General features: G+C 72.7%; 17 protein-coding genes and 1 tRNA gene. 7 read left to right on the plus strand and 11 right to left on the minus strand.

Annotated elements, in window-relative coordinates; genetic code table 11:
- Positions 1 to 146 precede the first annotated feature (146 nt).
- The 7 genes from ACFW22_RS33700 to ACFW22_RS33730 all read right to left on the minus strand — a co-directional run bounded on the left by ACFW22_RS33700 (position 147) and on the right by ACFW22_RS33730 (position 5,879).
- Entirely contained in the window at positions 147 to 857 is a 711-nt protein-coding gene (locus ACFW22_RS33700; protein WP_386412112.1) for an LPXTG cell wall anchor domain-containing protein, read from the minus strand.
- A 198-nt stretch (positions 858 to 1,055) separates the two neighbouring features.
- On the minus strand, positions 1,056 to 1,499 hold the full coding sequence (locus ACFW22_RS33705) for a hypothetical protein (protein WP_386412114.1): 444 nt from the start codon (positions 1,497 to 1,499) through the stop codon (positions 1,056 to 1,058).
- Positions 1,500 to 1,541: 42 nt separating this feature from the next.
- On the minus strand, positions 1,542 to 2,138 hold the full coding sequence (gene pth, locus ACFW22_RS33710) for an aminoacyl-tRNA hydrolase (protein WP_386412116.1): 597 nt from the start codon (positions 2,136 to 2,138) through the stop codon (positions 1,542 to 1,544).
- A 107-nt stretch (positions 2,139 to 2,245) separates the two neighbouring features.
- Positions 2,246 to 2,833, minus strand: coding sequence for a 50S ribosomal protein L25/general stress protein Ctc (locus tag ACFW22_RS33715; protein WP_386412118.1), 588 nt, complete (start codon positions 2,831 to 2,833; stop codon positions 2,246 to 2,248).
- 271 nt (positions 2,834 to 3,104) lie between these two features.
- The gene (locus ACFW22_RS33720; RefSeq protein WP_384883272.1) at positions 3,105 to 4,079 is read right to left on the minus strand and encodes a ribose-phosphate diphosphokinase; all 975 of its coding nucleotides are present in this window, start codon (positions 4,077 to 4,079) and stop codon (positions 3,105 to 3,107) included.
- A gap of 120 nt (positions 4,080 to 4,199) precedes the next feature.
- Positions 4,200 to 5,630: a bifunctional UDP-N-acetylglucosamine diphosphorylase/glucosamine-1-phosphate N-acetyltransferase GlmU gene (gene glmU, locus ACFW22_RS33725; RefSeq protein ID WP_386412121.1), complete on the minus strand. Its 1,431-nt coding sequence runs from the start codon at positions 5,628 to 5,630 to the stop codon at positions 4,200 to 4,202.
- Between the two features lie 173 nt (positions 5,631 to 5,803).
- Positions 5,804 to 5,879: transfer RNA gene (locus ACFW22_RS33730), tRNA-Gln, on the minus strand.
- A gap of 210 nt (positions 5,880 to 6,089) precedes the next feature.
- On the opposite strand from ACFW22_RS33730, the gene ACFW22_RS33735 reads away from it, so the two are divergent.
- On the plus strand, positions 6,090 to 7,415 hold the full coding sequence (locus tag ACFW22_RS33735) for a sensor histidine kinase (protein WP_386412123.1): 1,326 nt from the start codon (positions 6,090 to 6,092) through the stop codon (positions 7,413 to 7,415).
- 119 nt (positions 7,416 to 7,534) lie between these two features.
- Here ACFW22_RS33735 and ACFW22_RS33740 read toward each other — a convergent pair whose 3' ends face one another.
- Both ACFW22_RS33740 and ACFW22_RS33745 read right to left on the minus strand, forming a co-directional pair.
- Positions 7,535 to 8,026, minus strand: a complete 492-nt coding sequence (locus ACFW22_RS33740; RefSeq protein ID WP_386412124.1) for an SUKH-3 domain-containing protein — start codon at positions 8,024 to 8,026, stop codon at positions 7,535 to 7,537.
- A 10-nt stretch (positions 8,027 to 8,036) separates the two neighbouring features.
- Positions 8,037 to 8,549, minus strand: coding sequence for a YwqJ-related putative deaminase (locus ACFW22_RS33745; protein WP_386412126.1), 513 nt, complete (start codon positions 8,547 to 8,549; stop codon positions 8,037 to 8,039).
- A 272-nt stretch (positions 8,550 to 8,821) separates the two neighbouring features.
- On the opposite strand from ACFW22_RS33745, the gene ACFW22_RS33750 reads away from it, so the two are divergent.
- The 3 genes from ACFW22_RS33750 to ACFW22_RS33760 all read left to right on the plus strand — a co-directional run bounded on the left by ACFW22_RS33750 (position 8,822) and on the right by ACFW22_RS33760 (position 13,526).
- Positions 8,822 to 9,820: an SMI1/KNR4 family protein gene (locus ACFW22_RS33750; RefSeq protein ID WP_384883285.1), complete on the plus strand. Its 999-nt coding sequence runs from the start codon at positions 8,822 to 8,824 to the stop codon at positions 9,818 to 9,820.
- Positions 9,821 to 9,827: 7 nt separating this feature from the next.
- Positions 9,828 to 12,422: an SUKH-4 family immunity protein gene (locus tag ACFW22_RS33755; protein ID WP_386412128.1), complete on the plus strand. Its 2,595-nt coding sequence runs from the start codon at positions 9,828 to 9,830 to the stop codon at positions 12,420 to 12,422.
- A gap of 150 nt (positions 12,423 to 12,572) precedes the next feature.
- Positions 12,573 to 13,526, plus strand: coding sequence for a cellulose-binding protein (locus ACFW22_RS33760; RefSeq protein WP_386412130.1), 954 nt, complete (start codon positions 12,573 to 12,575; stop codon positions 13,524 to 13,526).
- Positions 13,527 to 13,835: 309 nt separating this feature from the next.
- Here the strand turns inward: ACFW22_RS33760 and ACFW22_RS33765 are convergent, their stop codons facing one another.
- The gene (locus ACFW22_RS33765) at positions 13,836 to 14,588 is read right to left on the minus strand and encodes an META domain-containing protein (RefSeq protein ID WP_384883293.1); all 753 of its coding nucleotides are present in this window, start codon (positions 14,586 to 14,588) and stop codon (positions 13,836 to 13,838) included.
- A gap of 541 nt (positions 14,589 to 15,129) precedes the next feature.
- On the opposite strand from ACFW22_RS33765, the gene ACFW22_RS33770 reads away from it, so the two are divergent.
- Positions 15,130 to 15,648: a hypothetical protein gene (locus ACFW22_RS33770; protein WP_386412132.1), complete on the plus strand. Its 519-nt coding sequence runs from the start codon at positions 15,130 to 15,132 to the stop codon at positions 15,646 to 15,648.
- A 77-nt stretch (positions 15,649 to 15,725) separates the two neighbouring features.
- Here the strand turns inward: ACFW22_RS33770 and ACFW22_RS33775 are convergent, their stop codons facing one another.
- A complete protein-coding gene (locus tag ACFW22_RS33775) occupies positions 15,726 to 17,237 on the minus strand; it encodes an MFS transporter (RefSeq protein ID WP_384883298.1) in 1,512 nt (503 codons plus the stop codon).
- A gap of 192 nt (positions 17,238 to 17,429) precedes the next feature.
- Here ACFW22_RS33775 and ACFW22_RS33780 point away from each other — a divergent pair, with 192 nt between their 5' ends.
- Both ACFW22_RS33780 and ACFW22_RS33785 read left to right on the plus strand, forming a co-directional pair.
- Positions 17,430 to 18,299, plus strand: a complete 870-nt coding sequence (locus ACFW22_RS33780) for an ABC transporter ATP-binding protein (protein WP_384883300.1) — start codon at positions 17,430 to 17,432, stop codon at positions 18,297 to 18,299.
- Complete coding sequence (locus ACFW22_RS33785; protein WP_386412135.1) at positions 18,296 to 20,869, plus strand: ABC transporter permease; 2,574 nt, start codon at positions 18,296 to 18,298, stop codon at positions 20,867 to 20,869. Before ACFW22_RS33780 ends, ACFW22_RS33785 begins: the two co-directional genes overlap by 4 nt.
- Positions 20,870 to 20,935: the final 66 nt, after the last annotated feature.

The following is a 20,935-nucleotide window of genomic DNA, read 5'->3' on the forward strand; positions in this document are numbered from 1 at the left end:
AAAACGCTCGGCTGGAAAACCCCAGCCGAGCGCCTGCGTGATCTACTGACAACTACGTAAGCCATCAGGTGTTGCGAGGACCCCAAGAATCCGCCGAACATCCACGGGGGGCACCGTCGCGACGGTGTGCGTCAGGGCCGCGGGGCCTAGTTCTGCCCGGCCTTGCGGCGGCGGGTCACCAGGATCGCACCCGCGGCGGCGAGGGCCATGGCCGCGGCGGCGATGATCCCGAGCGGGGCGCTGGAGCCCGTCTCGGCGAGGTCGCCCTCGCCCTTGACCTCCGTGCCGCCGGTGGTCGTCCCACCGGTGGTGCCGCCGGTCGTGGTCTCACCGGTCGTGGTCTCGCCGGTGGTGCCGCCGGTGGTGGTGGTCCCGCCCGTGGTGGTGCCGCCGGTGGTGGTCTCGCCGGTGGTGCCGCCCGTTTCGCCCGGGCAGGTGTGGGAGAGCGGGAACTTGTTGTCCTTGCCCGGCAGCGGGCCCCCGGTGATCGTGGCCTCGACCTTCTGCAGCTCGGCGCCCACCTCGGAGGCCACGTACGCGTGCTTGCCCTCGGGGTTGCCGAAGCCGCTGAAGTCCGTGATGACCTGCGTGCCGCCGGGCTCGAAGGTGACCTTCAACTCGACGAAGTCCGCCTTGCGGCCGGGCAGCACGAAGTGCCAGCCGTCCTTGTCGGACGCGATGCCCGGGCACGTCTCGCCGCCCTCGTTCGGGAATTCCGCAGCCTTCAGCGGAAGGTCCTGACGCAGCGTCGGGTGGTTGGCGTCTATGCCCTCGGAAGCGGAGGCCATCGGCGCAAGGGCGAAGGAGCCCGCCATGGCCGCGACAAGAGCGGCTGCGGGGAGGAGGGAACGTCGCATGTGCAGTCGTCCATCTGTGGGATGAGGATGCCGTGGGAGGTGACGGGGGCAGCGTATCCGTCCCCTTGAGCCGGACTTAAGGGGGAGGTCCGTAACGATTGCCCCGGACCTCGGGGCCTTCACGGGGCGGATCGACGGCAGCGCTCCGGGCGGCGCGCGGATCGACGGCGCACGGTGCACGGCGCGGGACCCGGTGGCTCAGAGCGCGAAGAACGCCGTCACGAGCAGCGCCCCGCCGACCCCCGCGAGCGACCACGCGGTGCGCGGCAGCCGCAGGCCACCGCCGACGAGCGGGGCCGCGAGGAGCAGCGCCCCGCCCAGGGGGAGCCAGGCGTGGAGTCCGCCGCCCCATCCCGTCCGCACGCCCTCGTCGGTGCCCGGCTTCACCACCACCGGGATCGTCGTGCCCCTCTGCGCCGCGACCGAGTGCGCGATCGTCAGGGTGCGGCGGTTCGAGCTCGGGTCCTCCGGGGCGAACCGGCCGCTGCAGGTCTCGTCGGTGCAGTCGGTCACCGTCAGCGTGCCGTGCTCACGGCCCTTGGCGAGCAGGACGTGCTGGGCCGAGTTCCACGAGGTCCAGGCGCCCGCGACGACGAGGAGCAGGGCGACCAGGGCCATGGCTGCGTTACGGACGTGCGTCATGACCCGCGATCGTACAGTCGTACGTTCCCGTTGCCGGAGGGCCTACGCGTTGTACGCCGACTGGGCCCGCTCCAGGCCCTCCGCCACCAGGCACTCCACGGAGTCGGCCGCCCGGTCCACGAACCACTCCAGGTCCTTGCGCTCGGTCGACGAGAAGTCCTTCAGGACGAAGTCCGCGACCTGCATCCGACCCGGGGGCCGTCCGATCCCGCACCGCACCCGGTGGTAGTCCGGACCCATCGCCTTCGTCATCGACTTCAGGCCGTTGTGCCCGTTGTCGCCGCCGCCCAGCTTCAGCCGCAGCACCCCGTAGTCGATGTCCAGTTCGTCGTGGACCGCCACGACGTGCGCCGTCGGCACCTTGTAGAAGTCGCGCAGCGCCGTCACCGGGCCGCCCGACAGGTTCATGTAGGACATCGGCTTCGCGAGGATCACCCGTCGGTTCTCGGGCCCGGGAGGCCCCATCCGGCCCTCCACGACCTGGGCCTGCGCCTTCTGGGCCCGCTTGAACGAGCCACGGATCCGGTCCGCGAGCAGGTCCACGACCATGAAGCCGATGTTGTGGCGGTTGGCCGCGTACTCGGGCCCCGGGTTGCCGAGGCCGACGATCAGCCAGGGGGCGTTGGCGTCGTCCGTCATGTCCGTCAGGTCTCCTCGTATCCGTACAAGGGAAGGGTCCGTACAAGGGAAACGGGGTGACGGGCCGTGCGGCCCGTCACCCCGTCACGTCAGGCAGAGCCTACGGCTCAGGCCTCGGCGCCCTCGGTGGCCTCGCCCTCGGCGGCCGGCTCCTCGGCCTGCGCGGCCAGGACCTGCAGCACGACGGCGTCGGCGTCGGTGGCCAGGGTCACGCCGGCCGGGAGGGTGATGTCCTTCGCCAGGACGGAGGCGCCGGCCTCCAGGCCCTCGACGGAGACGGTGACGGCCTCGGGGAGGTGGGTGGCCTCGGCCTCGACGGAGAGGGTGCCGAGCACGTGCTCCAGCAGGTTGCCGCCGGCGGCCAGGTCGCCCTCGGCCTGGACCGGGACCTCGACGGTGACCTTCTCGCCGCGCTTGACGAGGAGCAGGTCGACGTGGACCAGGAAGTTCTTGATGGCGTCGCGCTGGACGGCCTTCGGGATCGCCAGCTCGGTGGTGCCGTCGATGTCCAGGGAGAGCAGGACGTTCGACGTGCGGAGCGCCAGGCCGAGCTCGTGGGCCGGGAGGGCCAGGTGGATCGGGTCCACGCCGTGGCCGTAGAGGACGGCGGGAACCTTGGCCTCGCGGCGGATCGAGCGGGCGGCACCCTTGCCGAACTCCGAGCGGACGGAAGCGGCGAGCTTGACCTCGGACATGTTGCACTCCTCGTAGAAGGTGACGAAAGAAGGTGGTCACCCGGCCACGACTGGCGATGGCCTGCTACGAAGAGCGCGTCGATAACGGACCGCCGTGACCCTCACCGGGTACGGCCTCCCTCGCCGAGCAACTACGGCAGTCTACCCGCCGCCCCCGACCCGCCCAAATGGATCAGTGCTTCCCGCCCTCCGGAAACGAAACGAGGGCTGTTTCCCCCGATCGGGGAAAACAGCCCTCGTTCCAGCGGCCCGGGGCTCAGCGGCGCAAGGCTCAGTGCTCCTCGAAGAGGCTCGTCACCGAACCGTCCTCGAAGACCTCGCGCACCGCGCGGGCGATCGTCGGCGCGATCGAGAGCACCGTGATCTTGTCCAGGTCCAGCGCGCTGGGAACCGGCAGCGTGTCCGTGAAGACGAACTCGCTGACCTTGGAGTTCTTCAGGCGGTCCGCGGCCGGGCCCGACAGGATGCCGTGCGTGGCGGTCACGATGACGTCCTCGGCGCCGTGCGCGAACAGGGCGTCGGCGGCGGCGCAGATCGTGCCGCCGGTGTCGACCATGTCGTCGACGAGGACGCAGACGCGGCCCTTCACGTCACCGACGACCTCGTGCACGGTGACCTGGTTGGCCACGTCCTTGTCTCGACGCTTGTGCACGATCGCCAGCGGGGCGTCCAGGCGGTCGCACCAGCGGTCGGCGACCCGCACCCGGCCCGCGTCCGGGGACACGACCGTCAGCTTCTCGCGGTCGACCTTGCCGCCCACGTAGTCGGCCAGCACCGGCAGTGCCGACAGGTGGTCCACCGGACCGTCGAAGAAGCCCTGGATCTGGTCCGTGTGCAGGTCCACGGTCAGGATGCGGTCCGCGCCCGAGGTCTTCAGCAGGTCCGCCACCAGGCGCGCCGAGATCGGCTCGCGACCGCGGTGCTTCTTGTCCTGACGGGCGTAGCCGTAGGACGGGATGATCACGGTGATGCTCCGGGCCGAGGCCCGCTTCAGAGCATCGATCATGATCAGCTGCTCCATGATCCACTTGTTGATCGGGGCCGTGTGGCTCTGGATCAGGAAGCAGTCCGCGCCGCGCGCCGACTCCTGGAAGCGGACGTAGATCTCACCGTTGGCGAAGTCGAACACCTTGGTGGGAACGAGACCGACTCCCAACTGGTGTGCGACCTCCTCGGCCAGCTCGGGGTGGGCGCGGCCGGAGAAGAGCATCAGCTTCTTCTCGCCGGTCGTCTTGATCCCGGTCACAGCACTGTCTCCTCAGACGTGTTCCCTGGCCGCGATCCCGCGCTCACGTGCGCGTGTGCGAACCAGCCGAATTTGTGTGCACGTATCACGGTACGCCGAGTTCGACGTACCCGTTTCCGGTCAGCTTTCGCCGGTGGACCCCTCAGAGGTGACCGCGGCGGCCTGTGCGGCAGCGCTGCCGGGCCGCTTCCGGGCCACCCAACCCTCGATATTCCGCTGCTGGCCCCGGGCCACGGCCAGTGCGCCGGCCGGGACGTCCTTCGTGATCACGGACCCGGCGGCGGTGTAGGCGCCGTCCCCGATGGTGACGGGAGCCACAAACATGTTGTCCGAGCCCGTCTTGCAGTGGGACCCGATCGTGGTGTGGTGCTTCGCCTCGCCGTCGTAGTTCACGAAGACGCTCGCCGCGCCGATGTTCGTGTACTCGCCGATGGTCGCGTCGCCCACGTACGACAGGTGGGGGACCTTGGTGCCCTCGCCGATCGTCGCGTTCTTCATCTCGACGTACGTACCGGCCTTGGCCTTCTTGCCGAGGTTCGTCCCCGGCCGCAGGTACGCGTACGGCCCCACGGAGGCGTTCTCGCCGATCACCGCGGAGACGGCCACCGCGTTGTCCACCCGGGCGCCCTTGCCGACCGTGGTGTCCTGCAGGCGCGTGTTCGGGCCGACCTCGGCGTCCTCCCCGACGTGGGTGGCGCCGAGCAGCTGCGTGCCCGGGTGGACCACGGCGTCCGGCTCGAAGGTCACGGTGACGTCCAGGACGACGGAGGCGGGGTCCACGACCGTCACGCCGGCCATCATGGCCCGCTCCAGCAGCCGCCGGTTCATCAGGGCGCGGGCCTCGGCCAGCTGCACCCGGTTGTTGATGCCGAGGATCTCGCGGTGGTCACCGGCGACGGAGGCGCCCACCCGGTGGCCGGCCTCGCGCAGGATCGAGAGGACGTCGGTGAGGTACTCCTCGCCCTGGCTGTTGTCCGTCCGGAGCTGACCGATCGCCGAGGCGAGCAGTTTGCCGTCGAAGGCGAAGACCCCGGAGTTGATCTCACGGATCGCGAGCTGCGCCGCGGAGGCGTCCTTGTGCTCGACGATCGCGGTCACGGCGCCGGACGCGTCGCGCACGATCCGGCCGTATCCGGTCGAGTCCGGCACCTCGGCGGTCAGGACGGTCACGGCGTTCCCGTCGGCGGCGTGCGTGTCGGCCAGCGCCCGGAGCGTCTCCCCGGACAGCAGCGGAGTGTCCCCGCACACGACCACCACGGTCCCGTCGGGTGCCTGCCCCAGCTCGGCCAGCGCGATCCGCACCGCGTGTCCGGTCCCGTTCTGCTCCTCCTGGACGGCGGTCCGGGTCCCCGCGTAGTGCTCCTCCAGGTGGCCCCGCACCTGTTCCCGGGCGTGCCCGACGACCACGACGAGGTGCTCGGGCGCCAGCTCCCGGGCAGCGGACACCACGTGCCCGACGAGTGACCGTCCGGCGATCTGGTGCAGGACCTTGGGGGTCTTCGACTTCATGCGGGTGCCCTCACCCGCTGCGAGGACGACGACGGCTGCCAAGGGGGTCCCCCCTGTTCGAGCGGAGCCGAGATCTTGGGGGCGGATGGCGCTCACGGGAATGCCCTTCGGCTTTGGGTGGTGGACCCACGAAGGATACCGGGGGGCAGGGAGGCGGACATGAGTGCGGGTCCTGACCTGGGCGGTCAGGACCCGAACGGAAGCGTGGTGCGCCGTGGCTCCCCCGCAAGGATTCGAACCTTGTCCTGCTGGTACCAAAAACCAGTGTGCTGCCAGTTACACCACGGGGGACGGCGCCTCAGACCATACCGGAGACGGGTCTTCGTCCGGGACAAGATCCCGATTAGTCGGCCCGACGATCCGCGGGTCGGCGCCGACCTCCCGGCCGCTCCCGCCGGTGCGGGCCGCCCGGTCACTCCCGGGAGCGTCCTCCCGGGCCGCCCCGGGGGGCTTCTCCGAGGGCGTGCGTCGTCGGCGGGCGCCGCCCGTAGGGTGGTGGGCATGACCACAACGGGGGCAGACCGGGACGCCGGGGGCGTCGCAAGCTGGTGGTGGTGGGGGAGACGGCGGAGCGCCGTCCTCGACGTGGCGCTCGCCCTGGTGTCCGCGCTGGAGTGCGCGGCCGAGGGGGTCGGGTTCGCCGAGAAGGGCGCGATGCCCGTGCCCGTCGGGGTGGTGTTCGGGCTGCTCGTCGGGTCCGTGCTGCTCGTGCGGCGGCGCTGGCCCATCGTCGTGGTCCTCGTGTCGATCGCCGTGGCACCCGCCGAGATGGGCTTCCTCATGGGGATCGTCGGGCTGTACTCGCTCGCCGCCTCCGAGGTGCCCCGGCGGATCACGGCCGTGCTCGCCGGAATGTCCACGCTCGCCGTCTTCGTCGTCACGTTCGTGCAGATGCGGCAGGACGTCGCCCGGGTCGACGGCGGCCCGCCGGACATCGACCCGAGTGGTTGGTACGTGCCGAGCATCGCGCTCTTCGTCACGCTCGGACTGAACGCGCCGCCCGTGCTCTTCGGCCTCTACGTCGGTGCCCGGCGCCGCCTCATGGAGAGCCTGCGCGAGCGAGCGGACTCGCTGGAACAGGAGCTGTCGCTCCTCGCCGACCGGGCCGAACAGCGCGCCCAGTGGGCCCGCCAGGAGGAGCGGACGCGGATCGCGCGCGAGATGCACGACGTGGTCGCGCACCGGGTGTCGCTGATGGTGGTGCACGCCGCGGCGCTGCAGGCGGTGGCGTTGAAGGACCCGCAGAAGGCGGTGAAGAACGCGGCGCTCGTCGGCGACATGGGGCGGCAGGCCCTGACCGAGCTGCGGGAGATGTTGGGGGTGCTCCGGGAGGGGACCGCTCCGGTGGCGCCCGCCGTGGTGCCCCTGGCCGCCGTGGGACGGGCCGCCGCGGCGGCCGCGGAGGCCGCCGCCGATGACGACGGCCCGCGCCTGGACGCGCTGGAGGGCCTGTGCGAGCAGTCGCGGCTCGCCGGGGCGACCGTGGAGCTCGTGGTGATCGGCGAGTCGCGCGGCTACGGCCCCGACGTGGAGCGCACGGCGTACCGGGTGGTGCAGGAGGCGCTGACGAACGTCCACAAGCACGCGGCCGGCGCGGAGGTCGTGGTGCGCCTGGCGCACCGGGACGCCGAGGTCGCGATGCAGGTGGAGAACGGCCCCTCGGACGCCGCGGTGGCCGACGTGGGGCTGCCGAGCGGCGGGAACGGACTGGTCGGGATGCGGGAGCGGGTGGTCCGCCTCGGGGGCGCCTTCGTGTCCGGTCCGACCGAAGCGGGGGGCTTCAAGGTGTCGGCGGTCCTGCCGGCGGGCCGGCACCGCGCCCCGTGACGCTCGCCCGTGCCCTGACGGCGGACCAGCACCACCCCCCCCCGTGACGCCCGCCCGTGCCCTGACGGCGGACCAGCACCGTGCCCGCGGTGCGGCCGGGCCCCGTTGCCGTCCCGGCCCTAACCCGTCGTGAGGCGGATCGGCTGGGCGCCCGTGACCAGGGTCGACAGCGCCGCGTCGATGTCCTTGCCGACGTACCAGTCGCCCGCGTGGTCGAGGCTGTAGACCCGGCCCTCCACGTCCATGGCGAGGACGGCCTGGTGTTCCCCCTCCTCGCCCAGCGGCGCGAGCTCGGTGTCCAGGGCGCGGCCGAGGTCGGCGAGGGTCCGGGAGAGGTGGAGTCCGGCGAGCGGGTCGAAGCGGATGGCGGCGGGCGCTATCTGCCGGCCGTGGCCGGGCGCGGCGATCCGCAGCCCGCCGAACTCGGCCCAGGCCTCCACGGCGGCGGGGAAGACGCTGTGCCGGTGGCCGGCGGGGGAGACGTGGGCGCGCAGGGTGTCGGCCCACTCTTCGGCGAGCTTGATGTCCCAGCGGCCGGGTTGCCAGCCGGCCTCGCGGAGGGCCGCGTCGACGTTCACCGGGAAACGGGTGGTGCTGAGGTGGTCGGGCATGGAAGTGCGGTCAGCCGTTCTCGACAGGCGTGGTGGGGTCGACGGTGCGGACACCGAAGTGGGCGAGCATCGCCGTACAGGACCGGCAGGGCGCCACGTAGCTGCCGTGCAGCGGGTCGCCGTCCTCCCGGATGCGCCGGGCGGTGAGCTTGGCGTGCTTGAGGGAGCGACGGGCTTCCCCGTGGGTGAGCGGCTTGCGCTGGGCGCGCCTGGAGCGCCCGCCCTCGGCGGCGGCGAGGTGCCGGGAGAGCAGGATCGCCTCGGGACACCGTCCGGTGAAGCGTTCCCGCTGACTGCTGGTCAGGGTGTCCAGGAAGTCCTGGACGAGTGCGTGCAGCACGGGGGGCCGGTCGCCGCGGCCCGCGGTGCACGTGAGGGTCTCGCCGCGGACGGAGAGCGCGGCTCCGACGGCGGGGAGGATTCCGTCGCGGCGGTGGCGCAGCAGAGGCGCGTGTGCGGTCTCGGCGCTGCTGCTCCAATTGAGGCGTGGGTCACCCTGTGTGGGCGTCGTGGTTGCGTGCATGGTGCTGGTCTTCCCCTCCTGCAATCCCCCGAGTTGCGTGGACAGCCTGCCAAATAGGGAGCCATATGGGGAAGCTGGGGCGCTGAAACCGCGCTCCGGTGTGTCGGAATCATGGTGCAGTCGTCATGGGTTCGTGACAGACGGTGACGCTCGGTGAGCGCCGCATCGGGCCCGGTTCGGCCCCTTGTGGCAGCGCATAGGCTGTGGCCCAGCCGCGCTGCGCGGAAGCAGCCGGTAGCAGCAGTCAGCGACGCCAGCAGGGGGCAACCGCCATGACGACAGGTCGGCTCGGGCAGGACACCGCGCCACCGAACGCGGCCTACGCCGGGCAGGTCGTGCACTTCCCGGACCCGGTCCGGGCTGCCCGTCACCCCCGGGGGGTGCGGGTGGACGAGCACGGCTACCCGGACTTCTCGCCGTATGCGCGCGCGGCGGCGGAGATCGCCGATCCGCCGGCGGGCTTCGGCGTCGACGAGCTGCGTCTGACGGACTACGTGTCGGCGAACGCCGCGATGGCGGCGACCGGACACGAGCTGTGGGACACGATCCCGTCGGTGGCGACCCCGCACGGTTGGACCTGGCACCACGTCGCGCGTTCGCGACGGATGGAGCTGGTCCCGGTTGAGGTGAAGGCCCTGCTGCGCCACCACGGCGGGGTGGCGACGGCCGCCGTGGACCAGGCGAAGCAGGGCACGCGCCCGCTGCAGGAGACCCGGCCGGCGCACTTCGGACTGCCGAAGGGCGCGGTCTCGGTGTCGGAGCTCCAGCTCCAGGGGGTCGAGGAGGACCTCGGCTACCGGCTGCCGGGGGCGTACCGCTCCTTCCTGAAGGCGGCGGGCGGCTGCGCCCCGGTGGGGGCGGCGCTCGATGCGGAGCTCGGGCTCCTGGTCGACCAGCCGTTCTTCACGGTGCGGGAAGAGGCGGGCGTCAACGACCTGGTCTACGTCAACAAGTGCCTCCGGGACCACCTGACGAAGGACTACCTGGGCGTCGCGTTCGTCCAGGGCGGTCTGGTCGCGCTGAAGGTGAAGGGCGCGGCGGTCGGATCGGTGTGGTTCTGCGCGTACGACGACGCCAGGGACTCCGGTGAGGCGGCGGCCGGTTGGACGGTGCACGAGCGGGTGGAGCGACTGCTCCGGCCCTGCGGCGCCGACTTCGACGTGTTCCTCCAGCGACTCGCGGGCAATCCGCCGGAGTTGGAGACGGTGGCGAACCTGATGGTGGACGGCGGCTTCGCGCGTGCCGTGCCCGTGGTCCCGGTGGGGGAGTGAGCTGGCTGTGGTGACGTTCGCACAGGCGCAGGAGCGCGCCGAGGAATGGATCAACGGCGACCTGCCGTCGTACCAGCACCGCGAGGTGCGGGTGCGGGAGTTCGAGCTGGGGTTCGTGGTGTGGGCGGAGGACCGCGAGGGCGGTCCGACCTCGGACGGCGGACGCCAGCGACTGGTGATCGCGCGGGACAGCGGTGAGGCCACCCTCTGGCCCGGGCTGCCGGTGGGCGAGGTGATCCGGCGGTACGAGGAGGAGTACGGCGCGACGGACGGGATTCCGGCGCAGGCGGCCGTGCCGGCGGCCCGGATCGACCTGAACCAGACCTCGTTCCTGCTGAGCCCCCCGGAGTGGCTGCAGGACGCGGCGGACAAGATCGGGCTGCCGAGGGAGGAGTCGCACGCCTCGCAGGAGAGCGCGAGCACGCTGCCGCCCGCGGACGACTCCTCGGACGCGACCGTCGCGGGGGAGGCGGGACCCTCGGCCTCGGTGGCCTCCTCTGCTTCGCTTGCGTCCTCGACCGTGGACGCGCCCCCGGACGGGGCGACCGGCCCGGTCCCCGGGGCGGTCACCGTCCCGCGGCCGGCCGCCGAGCGGGACGGCTCCGCCGGGCCGCCCGCCGGGGCGGACGGGCCCGAGCACGAACCGACGGCGATGGACGGCGTCCCGGCGTCCGCACCCGCTCCGACTGCGCCTCCGGCGGCGCCCGTGTCGCCCGCTCCTCCGGCCGCCGCGCCTCCCGCGCCCGCTCCTCCGGCTGCCGCGCCTCCCGCGCCCGCTCCTCCGGCCGCCGCGCCTCCTGCGCCCGCTTCCGACAGCCCGTGGGCGGATGCCAACGCGAGTTCCGGCGGCGCGAACGGTGCGGTGCCGCTGCCCGAAACCGTCTTCGCCCCGCCGCTGTCGGGAACGGACGACGAGGACACCCCGGCGCCGGTGGTGGGCGCCGACGCGCCGACCGCCCTGATGAAGGGGGGCAGCGCACTGCCTCCGACCGCGGTCGCTCCCCGGCTCGATCCGGCCGCGCCGGCACCGGGTGCCGCTCCGTCCCCCCAGCCGTCGCCCGGTCAAACGGGGGCGGGCGCACCGCCCCCTCCGCCGCCCGTGCCCTCGACGCCGGGCGCGCGGGACATCGCGGACGCCGCGACCAGCAAGGCGGCCCTGTCGCCGAAGGCCGGGCGCGGCCCCACGCCCACGCCCCCGCCCCCGCCGGGCGCCCCGGGGGTGCCCGGCGCGTCGTCGGGGGCGGGAGCGCACGTCCCCACCCAGGTGGTGCCGCAGTCCGGGCCCGAGGGACCCCGGCCGCCCGCCCGGCCGGGCCCGCCGCCCCCGCCGGGGCCGGTGACGCCGCCCCAGCCGGTGCACCACGCGGCGACGGTGCTGGCGCACCCGAACCAGGGCGGCCTCGGCACGCCGCCCCCGCCGCCGGGCGCACCCGGCACGCCGCCCCCGCCGCCGGGCGCACCCGGCACGCCTCCGGGCGGTGTCGCGCACGCGGCGACGATGCTGGCGCACCCCGGTCCGGGGACCCCGCCGCCCCCGCCGGCTCCGGCACCGCCCTTGTCCGGCGGGCACACGCCTCCCCCGGCCCCCGGTCCGGTTCCCGGGGCGTACGGCTATCCGCAGTCGTCGGGACAGCCGATGGTCGGCCCCGGCTACCAGGCGGTGCTGCGCTACCGGGCGCCCGACGGCTCGGAGGCGCAGATCATCCGGCGTTCGGCGCCGGGCACCCCGCACCCGGAGTGGCAGATCCTGCACGAGCTGAGGGCGATGAACGTGCCGCCCCAGCAGGTGCTGGAACTGCACACGGAGCTGGAGTCCTGTGAGCTGCCGGGCGGTTACTGCGCGCGGATGATCCGGGAGACCTGGCCGCAGGCCCGGATCACCAGCATCGCCCCGTACGGCCGTGACCATGCGGGGCGACAGCAGGGCATGAGGCAACTCCTCACGCATCAGGGCGAGTTGCATCAGGTAGCGGACGGTCCGGCACGTCCGGCCCCGGTACGGGCGCCGCTGCCGCAGGTGCAGCCGGCGCCGCCGATCCCGCCGGAGGGGGTCGCACAGGAACTCGCCGGCGCCTTCGGCCCGGGGATCCTCCGGTTCGACCAGCGGGCGGTGTCCCGCCAGGGCGTGCCGGACATCGTGGCGCGCACCCTGGTGTGGGCGGGGCTCCCGGCGGACTTCGGGCCGTTCTTCTGGGCCCAGCCGGCGGTGCCGGTGGTCCCGACCTTGGCCGAGTTGGCGGGGCAGCGGCAGGTTCCGGCGGCGCCGGACGCCAGCTCGTACCTGGTGCTCGGTTCGGACTTCGGGCGGGCGATCTGCGTCCAGTACGGGACGGCGCACATCGTGGCGGTGCCGGTGGAGGCCGGCCCGGGCGGGCAGTCGGTGCCGCCGCAGTTCGTGAACACGGGGCTGCCGGAGTTCACGCGGTCGATGGCGCTGCTCGGTCGGATGTGGCGGCTGCGCTTCGGGCTGAACCCGGAGCAGGCGGGCCGCTGGACGGTCGACTTCCAGGCGCAGCTGGCGATGTTGGATCCGGCCGCGCTGTCCTCTCCGGAGAACTGGTGGTCGGTGCTGCTGGAGCAGATGTGGGACGGCCTGTTGTAGGTCGCCAGGAGATCGCCGTGTGACCGCATGGCCGTAGATGGATCGAATGTGATGAAAGGCGCTCGACGTGTTCGCACGTAGGGCGCCTTTTGTCCGTTCCGATGCCGCATCCTGTACGGGTCGGACCGTATGACGGAAAGGGCGGCGGAGATGGTCTTCACAGGCGGGCGGGGGCGCGGGTACCGCCCCGAGCAGGTCGACCGTTATCTCGCCGCCCTCTCGGAGGAACGGGACGCCGCCTGGGAGCGGGTGGCTCGGCTCACGGCCCTCGCGAAGGAGAAGGAGGCCGAGGCGGCGTCGCTGCGCGAGCGGGTCGCCTCCCTCGCACCGCAACGGTACGAGTCCTTGGGCGAGGCCGCGCAGAAGATCCTGGAACTCGCCGAGCGGGAGGACGAGAAGCTCGTCCGGGCGGCCGAGGCCGAGGCGCAGGCCCTCGCGGAGGAGGCGGGCACGGCGGCCCGGGAGGCCGCGGAGTCGGCGCGGGCCCACGCGGAGCAGGTCCGGGCGACGGCCGAGGCGGAGGCCCGCGCGACCCTGGAAGCGGCCGGGGAACGGGCCGAGACGATGTCCACGATCGCGCGGCAGGACGCGGAGGGGGCCCGGGCCGCGGCCCGGGAGGCCTTCGAGCGGACCGAGCGGCGCGCGGAGGAACTGCGGGCGGAGCAGCGCGCGGAGCAGAAGGCGGTGCGGGAGGAGGCCGAGCGCACGGCCGAGACCGCGGCGGCGGCCCTGGACGCCCGCCACCAGGAACTGTTCGAGGCGGCCGAGGCCCGGCTCGCGGGGGCGCAGAAGGCCCTGGCGAAGACCGAGGAGCAGGCCCGGCACGGCCAGCAGGACGCGGAGGCCCGCGCGGAGGAGGTCCTCGCCGGGGCGCGGGTGAAGGGGGAGCGGATCGAGCGCGAGACGGAACGGGTGCTGCGGGAGCACGGCGAGGCGCGGGACGAGATCCACTCCCACATGGACCACATCCGCAGCTCCCTCGGCGCGTTGACGGGGCGCGTGGCAGAGCCCGGGCCCGAACGGGGCGGGAACCAGGCAGGTTCGGCCGGTTCGGCGGGGCATGGCGACGCGGCGGACCGGGACGGCTCCGGGGACGCTGCGTAGCCCCCGTGCCCCGGTGCCCGGCCGCATGCGCGGTGGTGTCGCGGGCCCCTGGCCTCCGTACGACGACGGAGCGGCGGCCACCCTCCTCCCAGCCGCCCTCCGCGGGAGCTCCCTCAGGGGACCTCGCCGCCCGCGGCAAGGGCGACGGCACGTTCGCCACCCGGACCGGGACCGGCGTCTGGAACGGGTTTCACTACCTCGTCGGAGTCGGCGGCGCAACGGTGGCGGGCCCGGGCGGCTGGTCGGCCCCCTTCGAGCGCGGCGTGCCGGTGCCCCTGCCCCCAGAGCCCTGACTGCACGGCATTGGTACTAGCCCTTCACCGTGCGGAAACCGAGTTCGTAGTCCTCTCCGTACCGCATGTCGGCGTCCGGGCTGAGGTCCAGGCGGCCGTTATTGCGCAAGCAGGTCCAGGTGAAGGTGTTGGGGAACTTGTCGAGGAAGCTTTGGATCTGGGCCGGGATGCTCGTCGTGCACGAGTCGCCGGCGGTGACGGCCAGGGGGCCGATGGCGACCCGGCTGCCCTCGAACACCGCGCGGCCGGAGAGTTTGCGACAGCCGGTTCCGCCCTCGATCGTGCCGTCGGGGCGGAACCGCAACCAGGGCGCTTCGGAGGCCGGCCAGTCCGAGTACCACTCGCCGTTGTAGTTCGCGATGTGGTCCAGCAGGTAGCGCCTGCCGAACATGCTCCGGACCCGGCTCATCCGGATGAAGATCTGGTTGCCCTGCTCGTTCTTGAGGCCCATGACCTCGTTGTCGTAGCGGAGCGCGAGCTTTCCCGTGAAGGACTCCTGGAGCCGGCCCCGGAACTCCTCCTCTTCCGCATCGCACCCCCGACCTGGAGAAGTGCTCCGGCGGCTAGGCGCGAACGGGTGCTTGGCCGGCTCCACGGTGAGGTGGTCCTGCGACACCACGGCCGGACGCGCCGACGGGTGGCAGCCGTCGCTGGCCCAGATGATGCCGTCGGGGCCGAACTCCAGCCAGGCGGCACCGTTCTGCGGCGCCGCGATCTCGCGTCCGTCGACCCTCAGCCCCTCGATGGTCCAGCGCTCTCCCAGGAGCATGCCCCCGGGTGGGTCCGGAATCTCGCCCCAGGAGGCGCCGGGGAGCGGCTCGCCGGCGCCACCGGTCCGGGACGGGGCCTGCGTACACCCTCCGGTTGTGAGCAGGGCGACGCACAGGACCGCAGCGAGGAGGGCTCTTCGCTGGCTCCGGGTCTGGCTCCGGGTCTGGTTCCGCATATGAGGTCAGACCCGCGACAGTGGCTCACAGTTGTACGAGCACCCGGATTGCGGGCACATGGCCGGACGGTGCGGACTGGCGCCCGAGCGAGAGCAGCGGGATGCCCCGCCTTGTGCGAGTCTCAGCTGCGGCGGACGTTCGGCCCGTCTGCCGCAGCGAAGCCCGCCGAAATCCTGCCGGGGAAGCCTCCGACCGCAGTGCGGAACCCGTCGGCGCCCGGTGGAGTCCGGCAACCAGTGCCCACACAACCTGCCGGGAACGGGCGTGCAGGAAGCCGATGGCGCGGGAATACCGTGGGGCGCGATACGAGGTCTTCGCCGATCGGGGCGGATGCACGGCGAAGGGAGGGGCACGGTGTTCGCAGTGGCTTGGGGGGTTTACATGACGGCCTTGGGCTGGATCGTGGTGACTGATGTCCGAGGAGCCGCCCACCGCTTCCACGACTTTTCCCGCGCCTTCAGGCCGTCCGGCAGCGCCAGTGCGCGGTTGGTGAGCGTCGGCTTCTTGCGCGTGATGGCCGGGGTGTTCGCCCTGATCGGTCCCGTCGTCCTGGTCCACGGACTCGTGGGACTCTGGCACGGTGAGGCGGGGGTGCCCATGTTGCCTCGGCTTCCCCCGTTGTTCGTCGCGGCGCAGGTGGCCGTCTTCGGGATCTTCTTCTGGAGGGTCTGGCGGCGCTCCGGCGTGCTGCGCCGTGAGTGGGACGGCGGCAGTGGTCCGCAGCGTGCGGTGGCCGTCGGCCTCACGGCATCGATGATCGTCCTCGTCGCGACGTTGGGCTTCGGTTGGTGGGCTTGGGCGATGGTCAGTGGGTTTGTGACCGGCCTGTGCGGGATCGCCCTGTTGCTGTGCGGTCGACCGGTCGGCCCGTCGACCGGTTGACCGGCTTCCGCGGACCTGTCGGACCCCTTGCCGGAGCGACCGGTTCGGTGGCGGCCGGCGCAGTCGCCCCGTAGCGGTCAGTCGTCGCCCCCCGCCGCCTCCTTCAGGACCGGGAAGCGGCGCGGGGCCAGCGTGAGCAGGACCAGGAGGGCGAGGGCCGCCGCGCCGGCCGCCCCCAGGTAGACCCAGTCCACCGCCGCGTCGACCGCCCGGCGGATCCGGTCGGTCGTGTTCAGGGAGCGGGCCAGTGCGTCGAGGTCCGTGTCGGGGCCGAGGCGGGCGGCGAGGACGCCGTTGGCGACGGCGCCGAAGAGTGCGGCGCCGATGCTCTGGCCGACCTGGCGGCAGAAGAGGACGGAGGCGGTGGTGGTGCCGCGCTCCTCGTACGGCACCGTCGACTGCACGCCCACCACCAGGGGCAGTTGGAAGAGGCCGAGGGCCGCCCCGAGGAGCAGCATCAGCAGGGTGGGCTGCCAGGCCTCGCCGGGGAACGGCAGCAGCGGGAACGCGAGCAGCAGGAGCAGCGCGAGCGAGATGCCGAGGACCGCGGTGAGGCGGAAGCCGATGCGCCCGTAGACCCGGTTGGCGAACGCCGCGCTGATGGGCCAGCTCACCGTCCAGGAGGAGAGGACGAAGCCGGCGGCGATCGGGCCGAGCCCCAGCACGGACTGGGCGTAGGTCGGCAGGAAGGCGGTCGGGGCGACCATGAGCAGGCCGAGGGCGCCGAGCGAGAGGTTGACCGCGGCGATCGTGCGGCGGCGCCAGACCCAACCGGGGATGATCGGTTCGGCCGCGCGCCGTTCGACGAGGACGGTGAGCGCGGCGAGGACGGCGGCGCCCCCGAAGAGGCCGAGGGACGGGGCGGAGAGCCAGGGCCAGGCGACGCCCGCCTGGACGAGTGCGGTGATCAGCAGGGCTCCGGTGGCGAAGACGCCGAGGGCGCCGGCCCAGTCGACGCGGACGCGTGCGCGGGGGGTCGCGCGGGCCGGTTCGACCAGGTGGCGGCCGATCAGCCAGAGGGCGAGCAGCCCCACGGGCAGATTGATGAGGAAGATCCAGCGCCAGTCGGCGTAGCCGGCGAGCAGACCGCCGACGGCCGGGCCCGCGACGGAGGAGGCGGCCCAGACGGAGGAGAGCCGGGCCTGGATCTTGGGGCGTTCCTTCAGGGGGTAGAGGTCGGCGGCGAGGGTCTGGACGGTGCCCTGGAGGGCGCCGCCGCCGAGCCCCTGGACGATGCGGAAGGCGATGAGGGACGCCATGCTCCACGCCGTGGCGCAGAGCAGCGAGCCGAGGAGGAAGAGGGCGGTTCCGGCGATGAGGACCGGCTTGCGGCCGAAGGTGTCGCTGAGCTTCCCGTACACGGGCAGGGCGACGGTCACGGCGAGCAGGTAGCCGGAGAACAGCCAGGAGAAGACGGAGAGTCCACCGAGGTCGCCGACGATCTGGGGAACGGCGGTGGAGACGACGGTGCCGTCGAGGGCGGCGAGCCCCATGGCGAGCATGAGCGCGGCGACGACGGGGCCGCGGCGATCGGCGGTGGGAGCGGCTTCCCGGTCGGCCGCGGCCCCGGTCGTCAACGGATCGGTCACCGCGCACCGTTCCTTTCTTCGTACACCTAAATGTGTGCGGTCAGGGTCTCACTCGGTCCGGGGGCGGAGGAACCCCTAAGGGCGTCTCCCCCATGTGATCCAGGGGCCGTTCGTACCGGCGGAGGAGGAGAAGTGCCATGTCCGCTTCATACCGTGAACGTACCGACCACCCAGCGCCGCAAGGAGAGAACCGTGACATCGGCTGTGACCACCCCTCGGCACGGGGGCGAAGAGGGAAGCGCGGCGCACGGCGCCTCGGCGAGGGGTGACGGCCGGGCGACCGGGGGGCGTACGGCCGTCGCCGCACGGGCCCGCGGCGTCGTCAAGGCGTACGGCACGGGGGAGACCCGTGTCCTCGCGCTGGACTCCGTCGACGTGGACATCGCCCGCGGCCGGTTCACCGCGATCATGGGGCCCTCGGGCTCCGGCAAGTCGACCCTGATGCACTGCCTCGCCGGGCTCGACGCCGTCACCGGCGGGCAGATCTTCCTCGACGACACCGAGATCACCGGCCTCAAGGACAAGAAGCTCACCCGGCTGCGCCGGGACCGGATCGGCTTCATCTTCCAGGCGTTCAACCTGCTGCCCACCCTGAACGCCTTCGAGAACATCACGCTGCCGATGGACATCGCGGGCCGCAAGCCCGACCCCGAGTGGCTCCGCCGGGTCATCGACACCGTCGGCCTCTCCGACCGCCTCAAGCACCGGCCGAACCAGCTCTCCGGCGGTCAGCAACAGCGGGTGGCCGTGGCCCGTGCGCTCGCCGCCCGGCCCGAGATCATCTTCGGGGACGAGCCGACCGGAAACCTCGACTCCAGGGCCGGTGCGGAGGTGCTCGGCTTCCTCCGCACCTCCGTGGACGAGTTGGGCCAGACGATCGTCATGGTCACCCACGACCCCGTCGCCGCTTCCTATGCGGACCGCGTGATCTTCCTCGCCGACGGGCGGATCGTCGACGAGATGGAGCGGCCCACGGCCGACGCCGTGCTCGACCGCATGCGCCGCTTCTCCACCGGCGGCGCACCGGCTTCCGAGGTCGACGCCTCCGGGCGGGCGTCATGACCGTCCTCAAGACCTCGCTGCGCAACTTCCTCGCGCACAAGGGGCGGATGGCGCTCTCGGCCGTCGCGGTCCTGCTCTCGGTCGCCTTCGTCAGTGGGACGCTCGTCTTCACCGACACGATGAACACGACCTTCGACAAGCTCTTCGCGTCCACCGCCTCCGACGTCACCGTCAGCCCGAAGGGGGGCGACCCCTCCGGCGGCACCCCGGCCACCGGGCGCCCCGAGGCCTTCGCGGCCTCCGTACTGGAACGGGTCAAGGGCGCCGAGGGCGTCAAGGAGGCACAGGGCTCGGTCGCATCGACGGGCGTCACCGTCGTCAACGCGCAGAACGAGAACGTCGGACCGACCGGTGGCGCTCCGACCGTCGCCGTCAACTGGACTCCGAACGAGCTGCGTTCGGTGGAGCTGGTCTCCGGCCACGAGCCGCGCGGCCCCACCGACGTCGTCGTCGACGGCGCCACCGCCGAGAAGCACGGCCTGAAGCTCGGCGACACGCTGCGGACCATCGCCGTCACCGGTGACTTCACCGCGAAGATCTCCGGCATCGTCGACTTCAAGGTCACCAACCCCGGTGCCACCGTCGTCTACTTCGACACTGCCACCGCGCAGCGCGAACTCCTCGGCGAAGAGGGCTTGTTCACCCAGATCTCGGCCGATGCGCAGCCCGGCGTCACCGACGGGGCCCTGAAGGCGAACATCGCCGCGGCCCTCGGTGACGGCTACAAGCTGCAGACGGCCGAGGAGGCCGCCGACGCCGGTCGCGAGGAGGTCGCCGGCTTCCTCGACGTCATGAGGTACGCGATGCTCGGCTTCGCCGGAATCGCCTTCCTCGTCGGCATCTTCCTCATCGTCAACACCTTCTCCATGCTGGTCGCCCAGCGCACCCGGGAGATCGGCCTCCTGCGGGCCATCGGGTCGAGCCGCGAACAGGTGAACCGTTCCGTCCTCATCGAGGCGTTCCTCCTCGGCCTCGTCGGCTCCGTCGCCGGTGTCGCCGCCGGGGTCGGCCTCGCCGTCGGACTGATGAAGCTCATGTCCGCGGTGGGCATGGAACTCTCCACCCGCGACCTCACCGTGGCCTGGACGACCCCGGCCGTCGGCCTCGCCCTCGGCATCGTCGTGACCGTCCTCGCCGCCTACGTCCCGGCCCGCCGCGCCGCCAGGATCTCCCCCATGGCCGCCCTCCGCGACGCGGGCACCTCCGCGGACGGCAGCACCGGTCGGGGACGGCTCGGGGCGGGGCTCGCCCTCACCGGTGCCGGAGCGGCGGCCCTGGTCGTGGCGGCCCGCGCCACGGAGGCCAAGCCCGGTTCCCTCTGGCTCGGCATCGGCGTCGTCCTCTCCCTCCTCGGGCTCATCGTCATCGGACCGTTCCTCGCCGGCGGGGTCGTGCGCGTCCTCGGCGTCGTCGTCCTGCGGATCTTCGGCCCCGTCGGCCGGATGGCCGAGCGGAACGCGCTGCGCAACCCGCGCCGCACCGGTGCCACCGCCGCCGCCCTGATGATCGGCCTGGCACTCGTCGCCTGCCTCTCCGTGGTGGGCTCCTCCATGGTCGCCTCGGCCACCGAGGAACTGGACCGTTCCGTCGGCGCCGACTTCATCGTCCGGTCGCGCACCGGGCAGCCGATCGTGCCGCAGGCCCAGGCGGCGATCGAGAAGGCCCCCGGCCTGGACCACGTCACCGAGTACAAGGACCTCGAAGTCGAGGTCACCGACCCGCACGGCACGGACGCCACGGTCGAACTGGTCGCCACCGACCCGACGTACGTGAAGGACCTGCGCCGCGAGACCACCGCCGGCACCCTCGGCGACGCCTACGGCGAGGACGCCGTGTCCGTAGGCAGCGACTACGCCGCCGAGCACGACGTGAAGGTCGGCGACGTCCTGGGCGTCGCCTTCCGGGGCGGCGACACGGCGAAGCTCACGGTCGCGGCGATCACCGCGGACACCGGCGACATCGACAAGGGGGCGATGTACGCGAACATCACCACCGTCGCCCGCTACCTCCCCGCCGAACGGATGCCGCGCAGCGTGCTCGTCCTCGCCGGCGCCGTGGACGGCCAGGAGGACCAGGCCTACCAGGCCCTCAAGGACGCGCTCGCGCCGTACCCGCAGTACGCGGTGAGCAACCAGGCCGACTACAAGGCGGAGCTGCGGAGCCAGGTCGGCCAGCTGCTCAACATCGTGTACGGGCTCCTCGCCCTCGCGATCGTCGTCGCCGTCCTCGGCGTCGTGAACACGCTGGCCCTGTCGGTGGTCGAACGGACCCGGGAGATCGGCCTGCTCCGGGCGATCGGGCTCTCCCGCCGCCAACTGCGCCGCATGATCCGCCTGGAGTCCGTGGTCATCGCCCTGTTCGGAGCCCTCCTCGGCCTCGGCCTGGGCATGGGCTGGGGCACCTCCGCCCAGAAGCTCCTGGCCCTGGAGGGCCTCGGCGTCCTGGACATCCCCTGGCCGACGATCTTCACGGTCTTCGTGGGGTCGGCCTTCGTGGGGCTCTTCGCGGCGCTCGTCCCGGCGTTCCGGGCGGGCCGGATGAACGTCCTGAACGCGATCGCCAGCGAGTGACGGCCGGTCCCCGGCACGGACGGTCCGGCCCCGGTGCACCGCTGCGGTGCGCCGGGGCCGGACCGC

The organism is Streptomyces sp. NPDC058872, assembly GCF_042743065.1.
In the GTDB taxonomy this organism is placed as follows: domain Bacteria; phylum Actinomycetota; class Actinomycetes; order Streptomycetales; family Streptomycetaceae; genus Streptomyces.